This is a genomic window from Psychrobacter sp. MES7-P7E (assembly GCF_002863645.1).
Classification (GTDB): Bacteria; Pseudomonadota; Gammaproteobacteria; order Pseudomonadales; family Moraxellaceae; genus Psychrobacter.
Genome location: NZ_PJBU01000078.1, coordinates 31,806 through 49,205 on the forward strand (window position 1 = coordinate 31,806; position 17,400 = coordinate 49,205).

Annotated in this window: 16 protein-coding genes; 10 read left to right on the forward strand and 6 right to left on the reverse strand. The window is 42.4% G+C overall.

The features are described 5' to 3' along the window. Positions 1-161: 161 nt before the first annotated feature. From CXF62_RS04890 to gluQRS, 6 genes are all read left to right on the forward strand, one after another. Positions 162-740 (forward strand): Fur family transcriptional regulator, encoded by a 579-nt coding sequence (locus CXF62_RS04890; RefSeq protein WP_102092146.1) that lies wholly within the window; start codon positions 162-164, stop codon positions 738-740. Between the two features lie 72 nt (positions 741-812). Continuing rightward, positions 813-1,610: a metal ABC transporter ATP-binding protein gene (locus CXF62_RS04895; RefSeq protein WP_102093135.1), complete on the forward strand. Its 798-nt coding sequence runs from the start codon at positions 813-815 to the stop codon at positions 1,608-1,610. Positions 1,611-1,722: 112 nt separating this feature from the next. Then, complete coding sequence (locus CXF62_RS04900) at positions 1,723-2,526, forward strand: metal ABC transporter permease (RefSeq protein WP_102093136.1); 804 nt, start codon at positions 1,723-1,725, stop codon at positions 2,524-2,526. A gap of 309 nt (positions 2,527-2,835) precedes the next feature. Next, complete coding sequence (locus CXF62_RS04905; protein ID WP_102093137.1) at positions 2,836-3,675, forward strand: metallophosphoesterase; 840 nt, start codon at positions 2,836-2,838, stop codon at positions 3,673-3,675. A gap of 492 nt (positions 3,676-4,167) precedes the next feature. Further along, on the forward strand, positions 4,168-4,605 hold the full coding sequence (gene dksA, locus CXF62_RS04910) for an RNA polymerase-binding protein DksA (protein ID WP_057762021.1): 438 nt from the start codon (positions 4,168-4,170) through the stop codon (positions 4,603-4,605). 242 nt (positions 4,606-4,847) lie between these two features. Continuing rightward, positions 4,848-5,843, forward strand: coding sequence for a tRNA glutamyl-Q(34) synthetase GluQRS (gene gluQRS / locus CXF62_RS04915; RefSeq protein ID WP_102093159.1), 996 nt, complete (start codon positions 4,848-4,850; stop codon positions 5,841-5,843). 132 nt (positions 5,844-5,975) lie between these two features. Here gluQRS and ftsW read toward each other — a convergent pair whose 3' ends face one another. Together ftsW and murD are read right to left on the reverse strand one after the other, a co-directional pair. Next, positions 5,976-7,172, reverse strand: coding sequence for a putative lipid II flippase FtsW (gene ftsW, locus CXF62_RS04920; protein ID WP_185156599.1), 1,197 nt, complete (start codon positions 7,170-7,172; stop codon positions 5,976-5,978). 277 nt (positions 7,173-7,449) lie between these two features. Then, positions 7,450-8,874: a UDP-N-acetylmuramoyl-L-alanine--D-glutamate ligase gene (murD, locus tag CXF62_RS04925; protein WP_102093139.1), complete on the reverse strand. Its 1,425-nt coding sequence runs from the start codon at positions 8,872-8,874 to the stop codon at positions 7,450-7,452. Positions 8,875-9,575: 701 nt separating this feature from the next. Between murD and CXF62_RS04930 the strand changes: the two genes are divergently transcribed. From CXF62_RS04930 to CXF62_RS04945, 4 genes are all read left to right on the forward strand, one after another. After that, complete coding sequence (locus tag CXF62_RS04930) at positions 9,576-11,075, forward strand: SulP family inorganic anion transporter (protein ID WP_102093140.1); 1,500 nt, start codon at positions 9,576-9,578, stop codon at positions 11,073-11,075. A gap of 174 nt (positions 11,076-11,249) precedes the next feature. Then, a complete protein-coding gene (locus CXF62_RS04935) occupies positions 11,250-12,104 on the forward strand; it encodes a universal stress protein (RefSeq protein WP_102092102.1) in 855 nt (284 codons plus the stop codon). A 479-nt stretch (positions 12,105-12,583) separates the two neighbouring features. After that, positions 12,584-12,922 carry a P-II family nitrogen regulator gene (locus CXF62_RS04940; protein WP_010197981.1) on the forward strand — a complete coding sequence of 113 codons (339 nt, stop codon included), beginning with the start codon at positions 12,584-12,586 and terminating at the stop codon, positions 12,920-12,922. A gap of 107 nt (positions 12,923-13,029) precedes the next feature. After that, the gene (locus CXF62_RS04945) at positions 13,030-14,292 is read left to right on the forward strand and encodes an ammonium transporter (protein ID WP_057762031.1); all 1,263 of its coding nucleotides are present in this window, start codon (positions 13,030-13,032) and stop codon (positions 14,290-14,292) included. Positions 14,293-14,485: 193 nt separating this feature from the next. Here the strand turns inward: CXF62_RS04945 and CXF62_RS04950 are convergent, their stop codons facing one another. The 4 genes from CXF62_RS04950 to CXF62_RS04965 all read right to left on the reverse strand — a co-directional run bounded on the left by CXF62_RS04950 (position 14,486) and on the right by CXF62_RS04965 (position 17,365). Beyond that, positions 14,486-14,869: a DUF2147 domain-containing protein gene (locus CXF62_RS04950; RefSeq protein ID WP_101205965.1), complete on the reverse strand. Its 384-nt coding sequence runs from the start codon at positions 14,867-14,869 to the stop codon at positions 14,486-14,488. Positions 14,870-15,140: 271 nt separating this feature from the next. After that, complete coding sequence (locus tag CXF62_RS04955; RefSeq protein ID WP_102093141.1) at positions 15,141-15,404, reverse strand: hypothetical protein; 264 nt, start codon at positions 15,402-15,404, stop codon at positions 15,141-15,143. Positions 15,405-15,474: 70 nt separating this feature from the next. Next, positions 15,475-16,302, reverse strand: coding sequence for a DNA/RNA non-specific endonuclease (locus CXF62_RS04960; RefSeq protein WP_228153170.1), 828 nt, complete (start codon positions 16,300-16,302; stop codon positions 15,475-15,477). Between the two features lie 226 nt (positions 16,303-16,528). Then, positions 16,529-17,365: a DNA/RNA non-specific endonuclease gene (locus tag CXF62_RS04965; protein WP_228153171.1), complete on the reverse strand. Its 837-nt coding sequence runs from the start codon at positions 17,363-17,365 to the stop codon at positions 16,529-16,531. Positions 17,366-17,400: the final 35 nt, after the last annotated feature.

Sequence of the window (17,400 nt, forward strand, 5' to 3'; positions counted from 1 at the left end):
GTAATAGTGTCTTGCCCCACTCCTGTAAAAAGGGTAGATATACAAGACTACTATAAGACAATTAACTCATTTCTTATTTTAGTATGTTATACTATAACAATAAAAAACGCTATCATAAAAAACGTCATGCGATTACCATGCTATTTTTAGGAGCTTGTACCATGTCTATTACTTCATCGATCTGCGAACATTTGCATGATGTGCAAGATCTGACTCCGCATGATGTTCATGAACGCTTAGCAGCAGCTAAAGAGCATTGCCGTCTAAATGGCGCGCGATTTACGCCTTTGCGTCAGCAGATATACCAATTGGTCTTAGAGGCGGATCAGCCCGTTGGCGCTTATGACCTAATCACGCAGTTGCAGCAAATGCGACTGTCTATACCTGATGACAGTGATACTCAAGAAGCAGCGAGCTCACCAACACTTTCGGTAGAAACTAAGACAACTAAAAAAAGCGCGCCGAAAAATGTCGCGCCGCCAACGGTTTATCGCAGTTTAGAATTTTTGCTAAGTGAAGGGTTGATTCATCAGTTAACCTCTATTAATGCTTATGTTCCCTGCTGTCATCCTCGTGCCCAGCATACAGCCGCCTTTTTGATCTGCGATCAGTGTCAACGGGTTCAAGAATGCAGCAGCCTGCCCGTTCAGGAAATGATGAGCTTCGCCGAGCAAGATGTGGGGTTTGTGGTTGAGCGTAGTGTCATTGAGCTTAGCGGTCGTTGCCAAGCTTGCCAGTAGAGCTACTATGGTTTGTGTAAACGTTTTAAGCATGATTCGTCGATTGTCTATTTACCTATGCGTTGTCATATTATGAATACCTCTACCCTACCTTCTAATCAGTCAAATACTGCTGTTGCGAATAGCAGTACTGTGAGTAATGCCGACAAATTATTGAGCTTAAACAATATCAGTTACCATATTGGGCCTCAACGTCTGCTCTCTCATATTGATATTGACATTGCTGTTAATGAGACGGTCAGCCTTATCGGTCCAAATGGTGCTGGTAAGTCAACGCTAGTCAAACTTATTTTAGGTTTAATTGAGTCAACTGATGGCTCTATGACAGCACATCAGCCGCTACAGCTTGGCTACGTACCGCAGCGATTTGCTGTACCACCGATATTGCCATTGCGCGTTTGCGACTTGTTGGCGCAAGCAGATAAGAAACGTCTAACCCCTGAGCAGCGGCAGTTTATTTTTGATAACTTATCATTAACGCATTTACTGTCACGGCAGATGTTGCATCTATCAGGTGGTGAGACACAGCGCGTACTATTGGCCAGAGCGCTACTAGACAAACCTAACTTGCTTATTCTAGATGAGCCGATGCAGGGGCTCGATCCCGATACTGAAGTTTGGCTATATCAGTTCATTGATGAGCTGCCTGATTTCTTACGTTGCGCCATGCTAGTGGTGTCTCATGATTTGCACTGGGTCATGAAAGGCAGCCGCCGCGTCATTTGTTTGAATAAGCATATTTGCTGTGAAGGACAACCAAGCGAGCTAGCCATTAGTACTGAGTTTCAAAAGCTATTTGGTCATCATTATGAGCAGCCATACGTACATCAGCCTCATGCCTGTGAACACCATGCGCCAAGCGAACTGTAGTGTCAGTAATCAAAGCTCAAAATCGCCAAAATCCAGCTCACTAAAGCCAAAATATCAAACATATAAATAAAACGGCTTTACTCTATTTATAAAATTTTTACGGACATTCATTATGACTGCTTGGTTAGCCATCATTGCGCCTGCTTGGATCGCTGGTAGTATATTAGCGTTATTATCAGCGCCGTTAGGTTGCTTAGTATTGTGGCGGCGTATGGCGTTTTTCGCTGATGCCTTAGCCCATGGCACGTTGTTAGGTGTGGCTTTAGCGGTGTGGTGGCAACTGCCAATGGGTATCGGTGTTGCATTAGTCAGTGTCATGGTCGTTCTGGGACTGGTCTTGATTGATGATGAGCGTCTGCCAGTGGATGCTGTATTGGCAGTCGTGTCAGTGTCGCTCTTGTGCCTAGGCCTGCTAGCCTTAACCCAATTGACTGACCAACAGGCCAATGTGCTCGGGTTTTTATTCGGCAATTTGCTAGACCTTGATTGGGCTGATTTGCCTTTGCTTGCTGGTAGCGTACTAGCTGGCTTGGGACTGCTTATCTATATTTGGCCTGCGCAAATCAAGCTGGCAACACATGAAGCATTGGCACGTATTCAAGGTATCAATCCAACACGGCAACGACTGTTTTTTATGGGTGTACTGGCAGGGTTTTGTGCGATTGCACTACAGGCGGTTGGAAGTTTATTAATCAGCGGATTATTAGTGCTACCTGCACTGACCGCACGTCTATGGTCAGCATCACCAAAACAAATGGTGATTATAGCGTTGATAATCGCTCAACTGGGTGTGACACTTGGTGTGTGGGGCAGTATTTGGCTAGATATTCAAACAGGTCTTTCTATCGTCTTGATATTAGCTGCTTTATTTTTTACTGCACTCATTTTTTCGAAGTTAATAAAGATAAAACTTTAGTTAGCGTCGCTGTAAATACGTTATAATAAATAAAACACGACTGTTTTTCGCTATCTTTTTGTTCGACTTTATTTTATTAATATAATGAATACTTTAGTTCAATATTACTATAAGTTGGCTCTAACTTTGATATTACTAGTTAATAGTATAAATATCGTTGATTCGAGTTAAAGTAAGCTCAAGGCAAACACTGTGCTCTTTTATAGTAGATTGATAATAATTATAAATACCCAGTGAAAAATAGTAGCTCATTTATCCATACTCGCGCTAACAATAATTATTGTTGTGATTCGATAAGGGACTGAACCAATGCCAAACTATCCTGCCAATAAGTTAAGCACCTCCGACCAAACAATAAATATTTTACAAATTACTGATTTGCATTTATCGACGCCTGTCTTTGTTGATGAGAGTAATACCTATAGTGACGACATGGCTTGTCAGCGTAGTTTTGAAGCAGTGCTCCAGCAGGCACTTAGTGAAGATATTCGCTGTGATTTGATTATTGTGACTGGTGACTTGGTCAATCGAGTAAAGTCTTCAATTTACGATCATATCTTTACTGTATTACAGGCGACTCAGATTCCTTTTGCTTGTATTGCTGGTAATCATGATGTGACGGACGAGAATGGTAAAGACTTGCCATTTTTCCAGCGAGAGCTTGTCGCTCAACCTGCTGACTCACGTTTGTTAAGTCGTCATGTCATTGAGACTGAATACTGGCAGCTGTTGTTATTAGACTCCTCCATTTCTGGTAAGGTCGCAGGCGAGATCACGCCTACTGATATCAATTGGTTATGTGAGAGACTTAGCAGCTGTGATAAGCCTGCATTAATCGCCCTGCACCATCATATTGTTCCAGTTGATTCTGGCTGGATTGATACCCATATGGCAGAAAATACTGAGAGTTTTTGGCAACATATGGCGCCATTTGAACAGCTACAAGTGGTGATCAGTGGCCATACTCACCAAGAGCAAGTTCGACTGCGCCAAGGCGTCACGGTGTATAGCACGCCATCTACCTGCTATCAGTTCAAACCCTATGAAGATGATTTTTCTTATGATGAGCATGCATTACCAGGATATCGCTGGTTGCAATTAGCCAACAATGGAACAGTTGCAAGCTGGGTTGAAAGACTGGATACTTGATGCCCAGAATTATTGGTACTGGTATAAGTCTTAGCCCTTTATACTTATAGCTTTCACCAATATTTTTTGATAAAAAACACAGTAATAAACAAATAAAATATGCATTCAGTATAAAAAATCACTTCATTATTATTACAAACAATGATACAACTTATGAAATAAAGCAAGGGTGGCCCAATATCTAATATGAAGCCACTGCACGATAGCTAGGATGGCCCATTAACCACAAGCTCAGTTTTCACAATCAATGACCTACGGCATGCTTTAGACAGTATTATTAAAACCGAAGTTTATATAACAATCTATCTAACAATCGGTATATAACTGTCAGTATATAAAGTCTACGATATTATTTGATCAGCTGTGTTACTTGTATTACCAAGTGGTGAAACGTTTGATAAAAGGACAAATTGTAGCGTTTGTAGCATTAATAACGTCTTGTCTTTTGATACGTCGTTTTATTGAATTAATTTGAAAAAGTAGGATACCCATATGAGCACCCTGACCACGAATCCGAGTGAAGTTAAATTTACTCCTTATGTGCCGGCCAAAGACGAAGAGTATATGTCTGATGCGCAGTTGGAGCACTTTAAGGCTATTTTATTGGATTGGAAAAACCAACTGATTGGCGAAGCGGATCGTACCAAAAACTACATCCAAGATGAGTCAAGCGCCATGCCAGACATCAATGACCGTGCCACTCAAGAAGAAGAGTTTGCATTGGCATTACGTACTCGTGACCGTGAGCGCAAACTTATCCGCAAAATCGACAAATCTATGTTAGAAATTGAAAATGACGACTATGGATTTTGTGAGACTTGTGGTGTAGAGATTGGATTACGTCGCCTTGAAGCACGCCCAACCGCTACTCAATGTATCGACTGCAAAACCTTATCTGAAATCAAAGAACGTCAAAACCAAGGCGCTTAGATCAGATATTACAGATATAAATGTAAGCAGAAGCGACCTTATAATAGGTCGCTTTTTGCATTTTAAACTGTGACTATTTTGCTGCATTACTAATTTTACTCTGACAAATATAATCGCCAAAATAATGATACAACTAACAAAACAATCTCATTTAATGAATATCTTTTGATACTCATATTTATTATTCTATCTTTATTACTTTTTATAGACAGCCATTTATTTTGAAAACAATGCCTACCACCATGCCAACTCAAACCACACTATCACAGCCCATTGGCCGCTTTGCGCCTTCACCAACGGGTGAATTACATCTTGGCTCTCTAACCACCGCGCTTGCCAGCTTTTGCCATATCAAATCAATCGGTGGTAAGTGGCTGTTGCGTATGGAAGATACCGATACTGAACGCTGTGATAGACAGTTCACTGAGCAAATTTTGATGGATCTTGAGGCACTTGGATTGCATTGGGATGGTGATGTTATTTATCAGTCTGAGCGCATTGATATCTACAACGATTATCTATCATCATACCTAGGGCCGTTGACCTATGGCTGCCAATGTTCCCGTAAGGACTTAGAACAGTACTGGGTACAAGAAGAGATAAGTAGAAACCATAGTCGTGCTAGCTTAGCTGCGCTGACCGACCAGACATCGTTAGACGAACAAGTTTCATCAATTGACCAAGTACAGCCAAATCGGCAGCGCTATCCACGTCGCTGTGTGGCATCTGACCTTGATAGACAGCAACATAAGCTACGTATTCAGCTACCAGACTATCGGATTGGCTTCAATGACGGTATTCAGGGATTGCAGTGGGATAATCCGCAACAGACGTTAGGCGATATGGTCGCTCGTCGTCAGGATGGCATGATTAACTATATACTGGCGGCCAGCCTCGATGATGGTCTACAGCAGGTTACTCATATCATGCGTGGCCTTGATATTCTACCTATGACGACCGCGCAAATCGGTATCATGCAAGCAGCCCGCCTACCCACTATTGACCAATGGTATCATTTGCCATTGATCAATAATGCTGACGGCCAAAAACTCTCTAAGCAGAACCTTGCTCAACCAATCGACACATCAAACCCGAGTCAACTTATTGCTGAAGCCCTATCGCTACTGCAGCAACCAAAGGTCGATATCGATACCCCAGAAAATATGCTTGAACAAGCCATTGCGCAATGGGATAACACCCCGCTACAAGGCAAGCAGCAGTTAAATTTGTCCTACTGATAAGAGTTCAAAAGCTATAAATAGACAATAAAAAGCGCCACCATTTGTGACGCTTTGATGCCAATCGTACTGGGCATGATTTACCGAAATCTTAAAGTTACATGACACTCAGCCAATTATAGGCAAAGCCTATTAGTAATAACGGCATTGGCTTTTCTCGATTTCAGGGCTTTCTTTATATATCTTTAATAATAGCGCGACCATAACCAAACTAATCAACATAGACGAACCGCCATAACTAAAGAACGGCATAGTCAAACCTTTGGTTGGAATGGCACCCATATTCATTGCAGCGTTAATAATCGTCTGGGCAATAAATACCACACCGATACCGAAAGCAGTATAGCTCATGCGCATTTGACGACGTTTTAGCGCGTTGTAGCTGATACGCATCGCACTACCGATGATCAACGCCTCAAGTATCAGTACCATGCTGACCCCGACGAACCCTAGTTCTTCGCCCGTAATGGCTAATAGGAAATCCGTATGCGCCTCAGGCAAATGCGACAGTTTCTGTACACTTTCGCCATAGCCGACACCCGTGAATTGCCCACGGCCAAAGGCGATCAAACTACGTGCCAGCTGATAATCAGTATCCTGCACATCGTCAAATGGATCCATAAACGACATCACACGCACCAGTCGGTACTCTGCCGTAGTCACCATCAATACAGCTCCGCCAACAGCAGCAGCACCCAATGCTAAGAAATGCTTGTAAGGTGCCCCAGCAATATAAAAAATCGCGAACAGCGTACCAATAATGACGACAAAAGAACCGAAATCTGGCTGTGACAATAACAGTATCGTTATCAGCGCGACTACCAACATAATTCGTAAGAAACCATCTAGGCCATTACGAACTTCAAAAGATCGGCGTACCACAAAGTCAGATACAAACACAATCATGACCAGTTTGGCTAACTCAGCTACCTGAAAATTAAAGCCGCCTAGTGTGAGCCAGCGTTTGGAGCCATTAATTGGTGTGCTAAACAATGTGGCAACCAGTAATAGCCCTGTGATGCCTAACAAAGCAAACTGGGTCTCGGTCTTATATAGGGTGCGTAAAGACACGCCATAATAAGGAATGACCGCAACGATTAAACCAATCGTCATATACAACAGCTGGTTTTTGAAAAAATACAGCTCGGTCATACCGCGGCTAAGCGCAAAAGGAATAGAAGCAGAAGCAACCATCAGCAAACTAAGCACCATCATACAGCCGACGCTTGATAATAAAATTGCGCGCGCTGATGGCATAGATAGGACACCATCTGAGCCAGAGGTTTGCTTGGTTTGGGGCGAGGAACGAAAAAAAGAAGAGAGCGCCATAATTTTATATACACTAACAAACGAAAAAACACGGCGTCTATGAAACGCCACCGTTTAAAAAATCATAAAGTAAATCGTACTAGATAGATGATAGAAAGCCCTTAACCATCGGCAAACGCCTGAGCTAGCACCTATTTTAGTAATCAGGATTATATGCTTGACAGTAGCAGCAATCTATAAGCAAAACAATCATTTATCCAGAAAATACTGGCTGTTGCTAGAGAATAGACATCTGCTATGCCAACCTATATAGCTGCTTAATATATTCGACTACCTATCAAGCTTCTGATTGTGCGGTGTCTAATTGATTGACCAGTTGGCTAAAGTGTTCACCGCGAGCCGCATAACCACTATATTGGTCAAAGCTAGCACAAGCGGGTGACAGCAATACAGCTTGTACTTGCGATAAACTACTGGTAGTGACTTGTTGAATAGTCGCAAATGCGTTCTCTAGTGTCTGACACTGATGTAGTGCGACATCATCACTCAATTTCGCAGCTCTGAGATGTTGTTCAATCTGCTGACCATCCTCACCAATGAACAAGACTTGGCTCACATATTGATTGATAAAAGGCGTTAATTCACCAAACTGTTGCCCTTTGCCTTGCCCGCCTAGGATCAATAGTAGCTTACCGTCTTTTGGCGCATAGACTGCGCCCAAGCCTTCGATAGCGGCCATGGTCGAACCAATATTGGTGCCTTTAGAATCATTGAAATAATCAATACCAGCAGCATTGGCCACATATTGGCAGCGATGTTCAAGACCTGTGAACTGCTGTAAAGTGGTCAGCATACTCTCTAGCGGCAATCCTGCAAGCTCGCCAAGTGCCAGAGCCGCTTGCGCATTCAGTAGATTATGACGACCTTTAATCAACAGTTTGTCTGCCGACAGTAATCGTTCTGTACCACGAGCAAGATAAGTTTGGCCCTCTGTGTCGGTAATCAGACCATACTGACCTTTATCAGGGGCATGAATACCCGTACTAATTCTCGGTAGGTTGTCTGCGACCAATGGACGAGTGAGCGCATCTTCACGGTTAATCATCACCGACTTGGCACCTTGGAAGATACGATGTTTGGCTTGATGGTAGCCAAGCATATCTCCATGACGATCTAAATGATCAGGCGACATATTGAGCACAGTTGCTACCTTTGCGCCCAAGTTGGTAACGGTTTCTAATTGGAAGCTAGACAACTCAAGTACCGCAAGTTCCATATCAGAATTATCTAACAATGTTAAAGCTGGTACACCGATATTGCCGCCAACACCCACATTAACGCCAGCATCTGCCGCCATTTGACCAACTAACGTAGTGACCGTACTTTTGGCGTTAGAACCTGTAATTGCTACGATGGGTACGGTACACGCTTCGCAGAACAGTTGAATATCGCTAACTACAGGAATATTGGCTTGGCGAGCAGCAGCCACAGCGGTAGTCTCAAGAGAAATACCTGGGCTAATGATAATACGTGCCGCTTGCTGTAATAAATCGGCATCTATCCCACCAAACTGACGAACCTCGATCTCAGCGGGCAGTTGCTCTGCCAATTTAGGGGTAACTTGAGCATCAGTGACTGCGACTTGATAGCCTTGCTTGGCCAGATAATGCGCGACTGACAATCCAGACTGCCCCAAACCCACCACGACTTGTAGACCACTACCCTTATGAAGTAAGGCTTCTGTTGCTGTATTAGTGGTCATATCTATTCCTTCTATTGAACGAGAAAAGTTGTATCAAATAAATCTGCTGTATAGCGACTCTAACCGACGCCGCTAAGATATGCAGCATCTTAACGCCATCGTTCAGATTTCGGTACTGATTTTTTATGACTTTATGCTATTATTCGCCTGTTTTTATATTAAGTGGCTAATGCTATAATAGTCAGCTTGATTAATATTTATCAGTATTTTGCTGAGCACATTGCTCAAGCATTTTAGTTTAGCATGTTGTCACATTTATCGCGCTATTGTCACGCCTCTTCATCAACGATTCTCGTTGTGATAAGGGTGTATCAGACAATTTTGATAATTTGACGAGTGATATATCACCTTCTACTACAGCAAGTGATTGCTGACTCTATATATTATTGTAGGTACATCTATCTAGTTGCCTATTTTAAGCAATCTTTTAAAAAATATTTTTAGGTAATTTACTGCCCTTATCATCGTATTGATTATTGATGAGCGTATTTTTGATACCAAAAAAATCAGTAGCTACTTTGGTTATTAGTTAGAGACCTTAGTTAGATATTTTGGTTATTAGTTTCTCACAATTCAACACAGCAACATGACCTAGTGCATGTTGAAGTAAAAGAAAAATGAATAGCTATTATTAGCGACGCGATCATTTTATAAATGAGTAATGATTACTTTTTTTGCCTCTAACCCTATGTAGTTTACTTATGACATCTTTTATTGATAACTTGCGTGACGAGTGGTTTTCCAATGTTCGCGGTGACGTTTTATCGGGTTTGGTTGTAGCCCTAGCCCTTATTCCAGAAGCCATTGCCTTTTCTATTATCGCTGGTGTTGATCCAAAGGTTGGCTTATATGCCTCATTTTGTATCGCGGTAGTGATCAGTTTTGTCGGTGGTCGTCCAGGTATGATTTCGGCAGCAACTGGCGCGATGGCATTGGTCATGGTCGATTTGGTTGCTGACCACGGTCTGCAATATTTGCTTGCCGCAACTTTGCTTTGTGGTGCCATTCAGGTCGTGATGGGCATTCTAAAACTTGGTAATCTGATGCGCTTTGTTTCTCGCTCAGTGGTTATCGGTTTCGTCAATGCTTTAGCAATATTAATCTTTGCCGCCCAATTACCAGAACTGAACCCAATGACTGAGCGTGTCGGCATGACTGTTTATATCATGACGGCAGCTGGTTTGGCGATTATTTATCTATTTCCACTTATCCCTAAAATCGGTCGCATCGTTCCTTCACCGCTTATTTGTATTGTAGGTTTGACCGCTGTTGCAATGTATATGAATCTTGATATTCGCAACGTTGGTAGCATGGGTGATTTACCAGATTCATTGCCAGTATTCTTGTTGCCTGACATTCCATTAAACCTAAGTACCTTGCTGATTATTGCACCCTATTCTATCGCGCTTGCCATCGTCGGTCTTTTAGAGTCTATGATGACAGCAACGATCGTCGATGAATTGACCGATACACCAAGTGATAAAAACAAAGAGTGTCGTGGTCAAGGTATGGCTAATGTCGTATCAGGTTTCTTTGGTGGTATGGCAGGCTGTGCAATGATTGGCCAGTCAATGATCAACGTCAAATCAGGTGGTCGTACGCGTCTATCTACTTTGATAGCCGGTGTTGTTCTTCTTATCATGGTAGTATTCTTAAGCGAATGGGTCAGTCAAATTCCAATGGCAGCCTTGGTTGCAGTCATGATTATGGTATCGATTGGTACGTTTAACTGGCAATCTATTCGCGAGTTTAAGACGCATCCAATGTCGTTTAATATCGTTATGCTAGCGACTGTATTGACTACCGTCTTTACTCACAACTTGGCTTACGGTGTCGGCGTAGGTGTCTTACTATCTGCCTTGGCATTTGCCAATAAAATTGGTCAATTCTTAACCATCTTTAGTGAATATGATGACAGCAGCAACACCCGTTATTATTATGTTCAAGGCCAGGTGTTCTTTGCCTCTACCACCCAGTTTTTGCATAGTTTCGATACCAAAGAAGCTGTAGACAGTATTCAGATTGATGTAAGCCAAGCACATTTCTGGGATGTCAGCGCTGTTGACACCTTAGACAAGCTAGTGATGCGCTTGCAACGTGAAGGTATTGATGTCAAAGTGGTAGGACTCAACAATGCGAGTCGAACACTGATTGATCGCTTCTCTATTCATGACCGCCGAGACATTGGCTTGTTAGACTAAGCGAAACTGCTAAGAGAATCTACGCGGTTGCCATGTGGCTGTATTATTAGTCCATGGCTGATGTATCGGATATTAATAGACAGTTATATTGGTAAAAGGGTTGGATGTATTTTTTATACGCCAACCCTAAACTAAGATAGCAGATTTTTATTATTAAAATGATGTGGTCGTTTTATGAGTAATTTAAAACCAGATAGTGTGATTGCTTGCTTGGACTGTCCTGATCATGTTCAAGCGGTACTAGAGGCCAGTATGTGGGCTTCTATTCGCCTGCGCGCGCCTGTTGGCTTATTGCACTCGATGCCAAGCTTGCAGCAAAAAGCCGCTATTAATTATTCTGGTTGCCTCAATATTGATGACGAAAACGCTTTGCTCGAACAGTTCACATCCAAAGAACATCTAAGCAACTGTGAGCTAAAGGCACAGGGCCGATTGCTATTATCTCAAGCAACCTCGTATTGTGAACAGCAACGCCATAAGCTAAAGACATATACACTACATCGTCATGAGAACCTCAACCAAAGCATTGATTATGTCGATGACCAAGCACAATTGATCGTTATAGGTCATCATGTCACCTGCAAATCAACACTGAGCCAACTCATTCGAGTCAGTCACTGCCCTATTTTGGTGACACATGCACCATTTTTGCCCCCTACTACCGCTTTATTTGCGTTTGATAACAGTCCAACGTGCCATAAGCTACTAAATTGGCTGTGTAAAACGCCACTGGTGCGTGCACTAACGGTTCATATCGTGATGGTCGGCAAGGAAACTTCTGATAACTGTGATGCGTTGCGTGAAGCCTACGCCAAGCTCAAACAGGCGGGTATTAAATCCAAAAAGACATTGCTGGACTGCCGTGATGTCGCGGCAGCTTTGAACTACTATCAAAACCAGCATGATATCGGTTTACTTATGACTGGGGCTTTTGGCCAATCTCGTTTACGCGAATTACTACAAGGTAGCGATACAAAAAAGCTATTGGTCAGTACAAAAACCCCTTATCTACTATTTCCTAAAGCCTAACGACGTATATATAAACACGCCCAAACCCTTTATCTATCTAAGCCCAGGGGTCTGACTACTATGTTAGACTCTGCTGCTTACCTCTATTTTCTCTCTACCTTTCCGCCATTCATCTTTGATACGCTTGCATGAAAAGGCCAAGCTAACGACCAAACTCAAGTTAGCAAATCGTCACATGAAATAAAGGGATAGCCTCCCCAAGCACTCAAAAAGTTGGTTATAATAAAGTTTTCGTTAACCAAACGCTAAAGATTGATTCACCTTTATTATGCTTGTAGCGATGGCTCTAATCGTTGCATCGTAGCCCATACTCTATGTTACTACTGTTATTACTTTTTAATGAACAACGCCAATTCTACCTCCCCCCTTGAGTAGGTTGGCACAGTTCTTGAATAACTTACAGTAAGCAAGGCAGAGATATGATGATGCACCATAGTACTTCTATCAATCTGCGGCATCACACAAATAAGGAATTTTTTATGAAGCTAATCACTGCGATCTTAAAACCGTTTAAGCTCGACGACGTGCGTGAAGCGCTTTCCGACATCGGTGTTAAAGGTGTCACTGTCACTGAAGTCAAAGGTTTCGGTCGTCAAAAAGGTCATACAGAGCTCTATCGCGGCGCAGAATACGTGGTGGACTTTTTACCTAAAGTAAAAGTCGAAGTCGCTGTGATCGACGAGATGGTTGAGCCTGCTATCGAGGCAATCACTCGTATCGCTAGCACTGGTAAGATTGGTGATGGCAAGATTTTCGTCACTGCACTTGAGCAAGTTATCCGCATCCGTACGGGTGAAACGGGACCTGACGCTATCTAAATTTGAAGACCTACCTACGGGCATAAACTTATAGGTACAGACTCTTACAGCATTTTTATCTATCGGTAATGCCGATATCTATATTATAAATTCAAGGGGGAATTTAAATGGAAAGTCAAATCTTTGAGCTCCAATATGCGCTCGATACGTTTTACTTTTTGATATGTGGTGCGTTGGTCATGTGGATGGCAGCAGGCTTCACTATGTTAGAGGCCGGACTGGTCCGATCAAAAAATACAGTCGAAATCTTAACTAAAAACGTCGCACTATTTGCAACGGCTAGTATCATGTATATGGTATGCGGCTATGCGATTATGTATGGTGGCGATTTATTCTTAAGCGGAATTGCAGGCGGTGATACGTTAGTAGAAGACGCTCTAGCAGCCTCTGCTGAAAACGGCTTCGGTGGCGACTCTGTCTACTCTGCCGCATCAGACTTTTTCTTCCAAGTGGTCTTTGTAGCGACCTGTATGTCAATCGTATCAGGTGCTGTTGCTGAGCGTATGAAACTGTGGTCATTCTTGTTGTTTGCTGTAGTCATGACTGGTGTTATCTACCCACTAGAAGGTAGCTGGACATGGGGCGGCAACGATGTCTTTGGTCTATTTAACCTAGGCGACATGGGCTTCTCTGACTTTGCAGGCTCTGGTATTGTACATATGGCTGGTGCTGCAGCAGCTCTAGCAGGTGTACTACTCTTAGGCTCACGTAAAGGTAAATATGGTCCTAACGGTGAGATACGTGCTATTCCTGGTGCCAACCTACCATTAGCGGCACTCGGTACACTAATCTTGTGGATGGGTTGGTTCGGTTTCAACGGTGGTTCAGTGCTTAAATTAGGCGACATCGCTAGTGCTAATGCTGTTGCAATGGTATTCTTGAACACTAATGCTGCTGCTGCTGGTGGTGCTGTCGGTGCCTTGATCTTAGCTCGCATCATCTTTGGTAAAGCGGATCTAACCATGCTCCTAAACGGTGCACTAGCTGGTCTAGTAGCCATTACTGCTGAGCCTTCAACCCCTTCTGCACTACAAGCTACTATCTTCGGTGTTATCGCCGGTATCATTGTAGTGTTATCAATCTTAGCCTTAGACAAAATCAAGATTGATGATCCAGTTGGTGCAATCTCAGTTCACGGTGTGGTCGGTCTATTCGGTTTACTAATTGTACCTATCACTAACCCAGCATCTACCTTCATCGGTCAGATTGTGGGTGCTGCAACCATCTTTGCTTGGGTATTCATTGCCAGCCTAGTGGTTTGGTCTATCATCAAGCTAGTTATCGGTCTACGTATCTCTGAAGAAGACGAGTACGAAGGTGCTGATATTGCAGAATGTGGTATGGAAGCTTACCCAGAATTTATAAGATAAGCGCCTTTCAAATAAGCTAAAGATTACTGTTAAATGCGCTGATACTACCTACTGTAGTATCGGTGTTTATAATTTTAGTGTTTAAAGCTCTCCCCTGTTGAAGCCATAAGCTTAAATCTAAAACGTAAAAAATCCCGCGAGACCTTTCGGTAACGCGAGATTTTATGTATTACGCTGAAACTAGTTTTTTAGTTTATTTCTTTTTCCACTCTTGGCTACGAGAGAATGGGCCAATATAGCCTTTTAGCTTTAATGTGTTGCCGCTTAAGCTTGCAGTCATACGATAGTCTTTGCCTTTTTCAGGGTCAGTAATCGTACCACCACTATATTTACCACCACCGTCAGCTTTTAGACCTTTAATAATGGTCGTACCAACGTGCTTTTTGCCTTTAGCTGAGTTAGTAGCAATAAGAGTACCGGTCAACACACCATTTGACTCAGTGATTTTTACCGTACCTTTTGGCTTGCCTTCATCATATGTCTGCCAAGTAGTGTTGGCTAATGGGTCAGCGGCGAATGCCATGCTAGCAATACCAATACCAGCAACTGCTAAAGTGGTCTTTGTAAATAACTTCATAGATTGACTCCCTTCATACAATGATTACTCGAAACGTTATGTTTCTGTTGTCCTATGCTTATCCTTTGCTAGAATCTTTTGTTATGAGTCTTGGGGTATTTACCTAATTACTTGCGTCTTAATTAGATATTACCGCAATGACTCATAAGGTTTGTTCAAAGACCTGAGCGACATAAGCGATGTCTTGATTCATTATAAGCAATTTTTTAAGTTTGCCTAGTAATTTTTTTATACTTTATTATTTCTGGAAAAATAAAACTATATCAAAGACTTACAGGAAAGGGTTGTCGATATCTTTATCTAATTGGTCATCCTTTTCCTTTGACTTAGCATCATTCTTACTATATAGATTTTTATCTGCAAATGCTTGTACGATTTTCTCCGACAGCTCATGTAGCTGTTGGGCTTGCTCGTATCCTAACTCGTCAAAAGTGAGATCAATATCACCATATATAATAATCTTGTCTTTTTGATTTTCAATGACAAGATCACCAATCTGCATGCTTTGATGGTCGTTGGCGAATGGCTCAATCATTTGATTATCCTTATTATCAGTAACATTGTATTTTTTCAGAATGAGGCGGTTTTAGGGTCTTACTTTCAGCTTAAGCCTGTAATTGTGCAATCAACCATTCTAAAATAGCCCAGACAAACAGTATCCACTCAGGCTCTTCTACTGGCACCTCGGGGGTATCTGAGCTCTCACCCGCCTTCAATGGTAAATCAAACGCTTGTGTTTTTGTTTGGATATCTAACATCGGTAAGACATCGATACCCGTTTCAGCAGTTAACTCATCAATGCTAATAACTTCGATACGCTCTGATTCATCATTGGGTGCGTAATACACCCCGGCTTGATTGGTTGCTGGGATATATACCGCTTTGAAGAAATGGCTAGGCACAAGGACACGGTTAGCGAGCTGCTTGGTTTTTTTATCAGTAAATGCCACACCCGTGATGGTATACACCTCACCGTATTGCTGCGTTAAATACCGAGTGGCAGATTCAATATTACGCCAAATGTAGCGATTGTTACGTGGTGACTGCGGAGCAATATTGGCTAAACTAAAGCTATCATACTGCTGGCTGCGATTGGCCATATTGGCATTGGGTGCCAAATGACCTCGATCATAGCCAGAGCCTGAATAATCGGATAATGAGGCTCGTGCTGACTTTGGCAGTTTACTCTCTTCGTGAAAGCTGTCTTCACGATCGATCTGCTTAGCTTGTTGTAGACGTGTGCGATCGAGATGCTCTGCTGACCAAAGCGGTGTACGCGATACCCCCGAGTACATGACCGCAAAGCCATCCATGCATAGCGCTTGTGTGTCTTTTTTTAGCTTGGTATTGGTAAATTCAGGATAAACACCCCCATAAAAAGACTGGCTACACTGGGTCAAATCATCAGCGTGTACTAATGAAGTACTTATCATTATGATAAATATCGTTGTCAATCTTATGTTTTTGATACTATGTACACCCCATGTGAAACTCATAATCTAGCCATATTTTTTTGTACTTTTAACACCTTATCTTAACAGGCACTTAATAGTAAATGAAGTCAACGAAGTTATATGTATGTGAACTACCTATGCAAGTATATCTTTGATCAAATAGTATTTATTAGTCACCAATATAGACACTTAACTAGACATTAAACTAGTTCATTAACCAATCAATAATCGCCCAGAAAAATAACTTCCAAACAGGATCTTCTGCTGGTATATCAATAGGTAAATCAGAGCTTTCACCTGCCTTCAATGGTAAATCAAATGCTTGAGATTTGGACTGACTATCTAGCATAGGTAATACATCGATACCAATCTCAGTGGTCAGCTCATCGATACTGATCACATCGATGCGTTCTGACTCATCATTTGGGGCGTAATACACGCCTGCTTGATTGGTTGCTGGGAGATATACAGCTTTGAAGAAATGGCTAGGTACAAGCACACGATCAGCGAGCTGCTTGGTTTTTTTATCAGTAAATGCTACCCCTGTAATGGTATAGACCTCACCGTATTGCTGAGTCAAATATCGAGTCGCTGATTCGATATTACGCCAAGTATAACGGTTATTACGTGGTGACTGCGGAGCAATATTGGCTAAACTAAAGCTATCATACTGTTGGCTGCGATTGGCCATATTGGCATTGGGTGCTAACAGCCCGCGATCGTAGCCAGTTCCTGAGTAATCATAGAGTGAGGCACGTGCGAAGGCGGGTAGTTTACTCTCTTCATGGAAGCTATCTTCACGATCGATCTGCTTAGCTTGTTGTAGACGTGTGCGATCGAGATACTCTGCTGACCAAAGCGGTGTACGTGATACCCCCGAGTACATAACCGCAAAGCCCTCCATGCATAGCGCTTGTGTCTCTTTTTTTAACTTGGTATTGGTAAATTCAGGATAAACACCCCCATAAAAAGACTGGCTACACTGGGTCAAATCATCAGCGTGTGTCTGGGTGATACCCGTCGCGACAAGCAATACTGCCATCAGCGCACTATTCTTACATCCGTACTTAAGCCTAC

Bases quoted from the DNA above. Each gene is read 5' to 3' on its own strand.
- CXF62_RS04890 (WP_102092146.1), top strand. From the start codon at position 162: ATGTCTATTACTTCATCGATCTGCGAACATTTGCATGATGTGCAAGAT.
- CXF62_RS04895 (WP_102093135.1), top strand. From the start codon at position 813: ATGAATACCTCTACCCTACCTTCTAATCAGTCAAATACTGCTGTTGCG.
- CXF62_RS04900 (WP_102093136.1), top strand. From the start codon at position 1,723: ATGACTGCTTGGTTAGCCATCATTGCGCCTGCTTGGATCGCTGGTAGT.
- CXF62_RS04905 (WP_102093137.1), top strand. From the start codon at position 2,836: ATGCCAAACTATCCTGCCAATAAGTTAAGCACCTCCGACCAAACAATA.
- dksA (WP_057762021.1), top strand. From the start codon at position 4,168: ATGAGCACCCTGACCACGAATCCGAGTGAAGTTAAATTTACTCCTTAT.
- gluQRS (WP_102093159.1), top strand. From the start codon at position 4,848: ATGCCAACTCAAACCACACTATCACAGCCCATTGGCCGCTTTGCGCCT.
- ftsW (WP_185156599.1), bottom strand. From the start codon at position 7,172: ATGGCGCTCTCTTCTTTTTTTCGTTCCTCGCCCCAAACCAAGCAAACC.
- murD (WP_102093139.1), bottom strand. From the start codon at position 8,874: ATGACCACTAATACAGCAACAGAAGCCTTACTTCATAAGGGTAGTGGT.
- CXF62_RS04930 (WP_102093140.1), top strand. From the start codon at position 9,576: ATGACATCTTTTATTGATAACTTGCGTGACGAGTGGTTTTCCAATGTT.
- CXF62_RS04935 (WP_102092102.1), top strand. From the start codon at position 11,250: ATGAGTAATTTAAAACCAGATAGTGTGATTGCTTGCTTGGACTGTCCT.
- CXF62_RS04940 (WP_010197981.1), top strand. From the start codon at position 12,584: ATGAAGCTAATCACTGCGATCTTAAAACCGTTTAAGCTCGACGACGTG.
- CXF62_RS04945 (WP_057762031.1), top strand. From the start codon at position 13,030: ATGGAAAGTCAAATCTTTGAGCTCCAATATGCGCTCGATACGTTTTAC.
- CXF62_RS04950 (WP_101205965.1), bottom strand. From the start codon at position 14,869: ATGAAGTTATTTACAAAGACCACTTTAGCAGTTGCTGGTATTGGTATT.
- CXF62_RS04955 (WP_102093141.1), bottom strand. From the start codon at position 15,404: ATGATTGAGCCATTCGCCAACGACCATCAAAGCATGCAGATTGGTGAT.
- CXF62_RS04960 (WP_228153170.1), bottom strand. From the start codon at position 16,302: ATGATAAGTACTTCATTAGTACACGCTGATGATTTGACCCAGTGTAGC.
- CXF62_RS04965 (WP_228153171.1), bottom strand. From the start codon at position 17,365: ATGGCAGTATTGCTTGTCGCGACGGGTATCACCCAGACACACGCTGAT.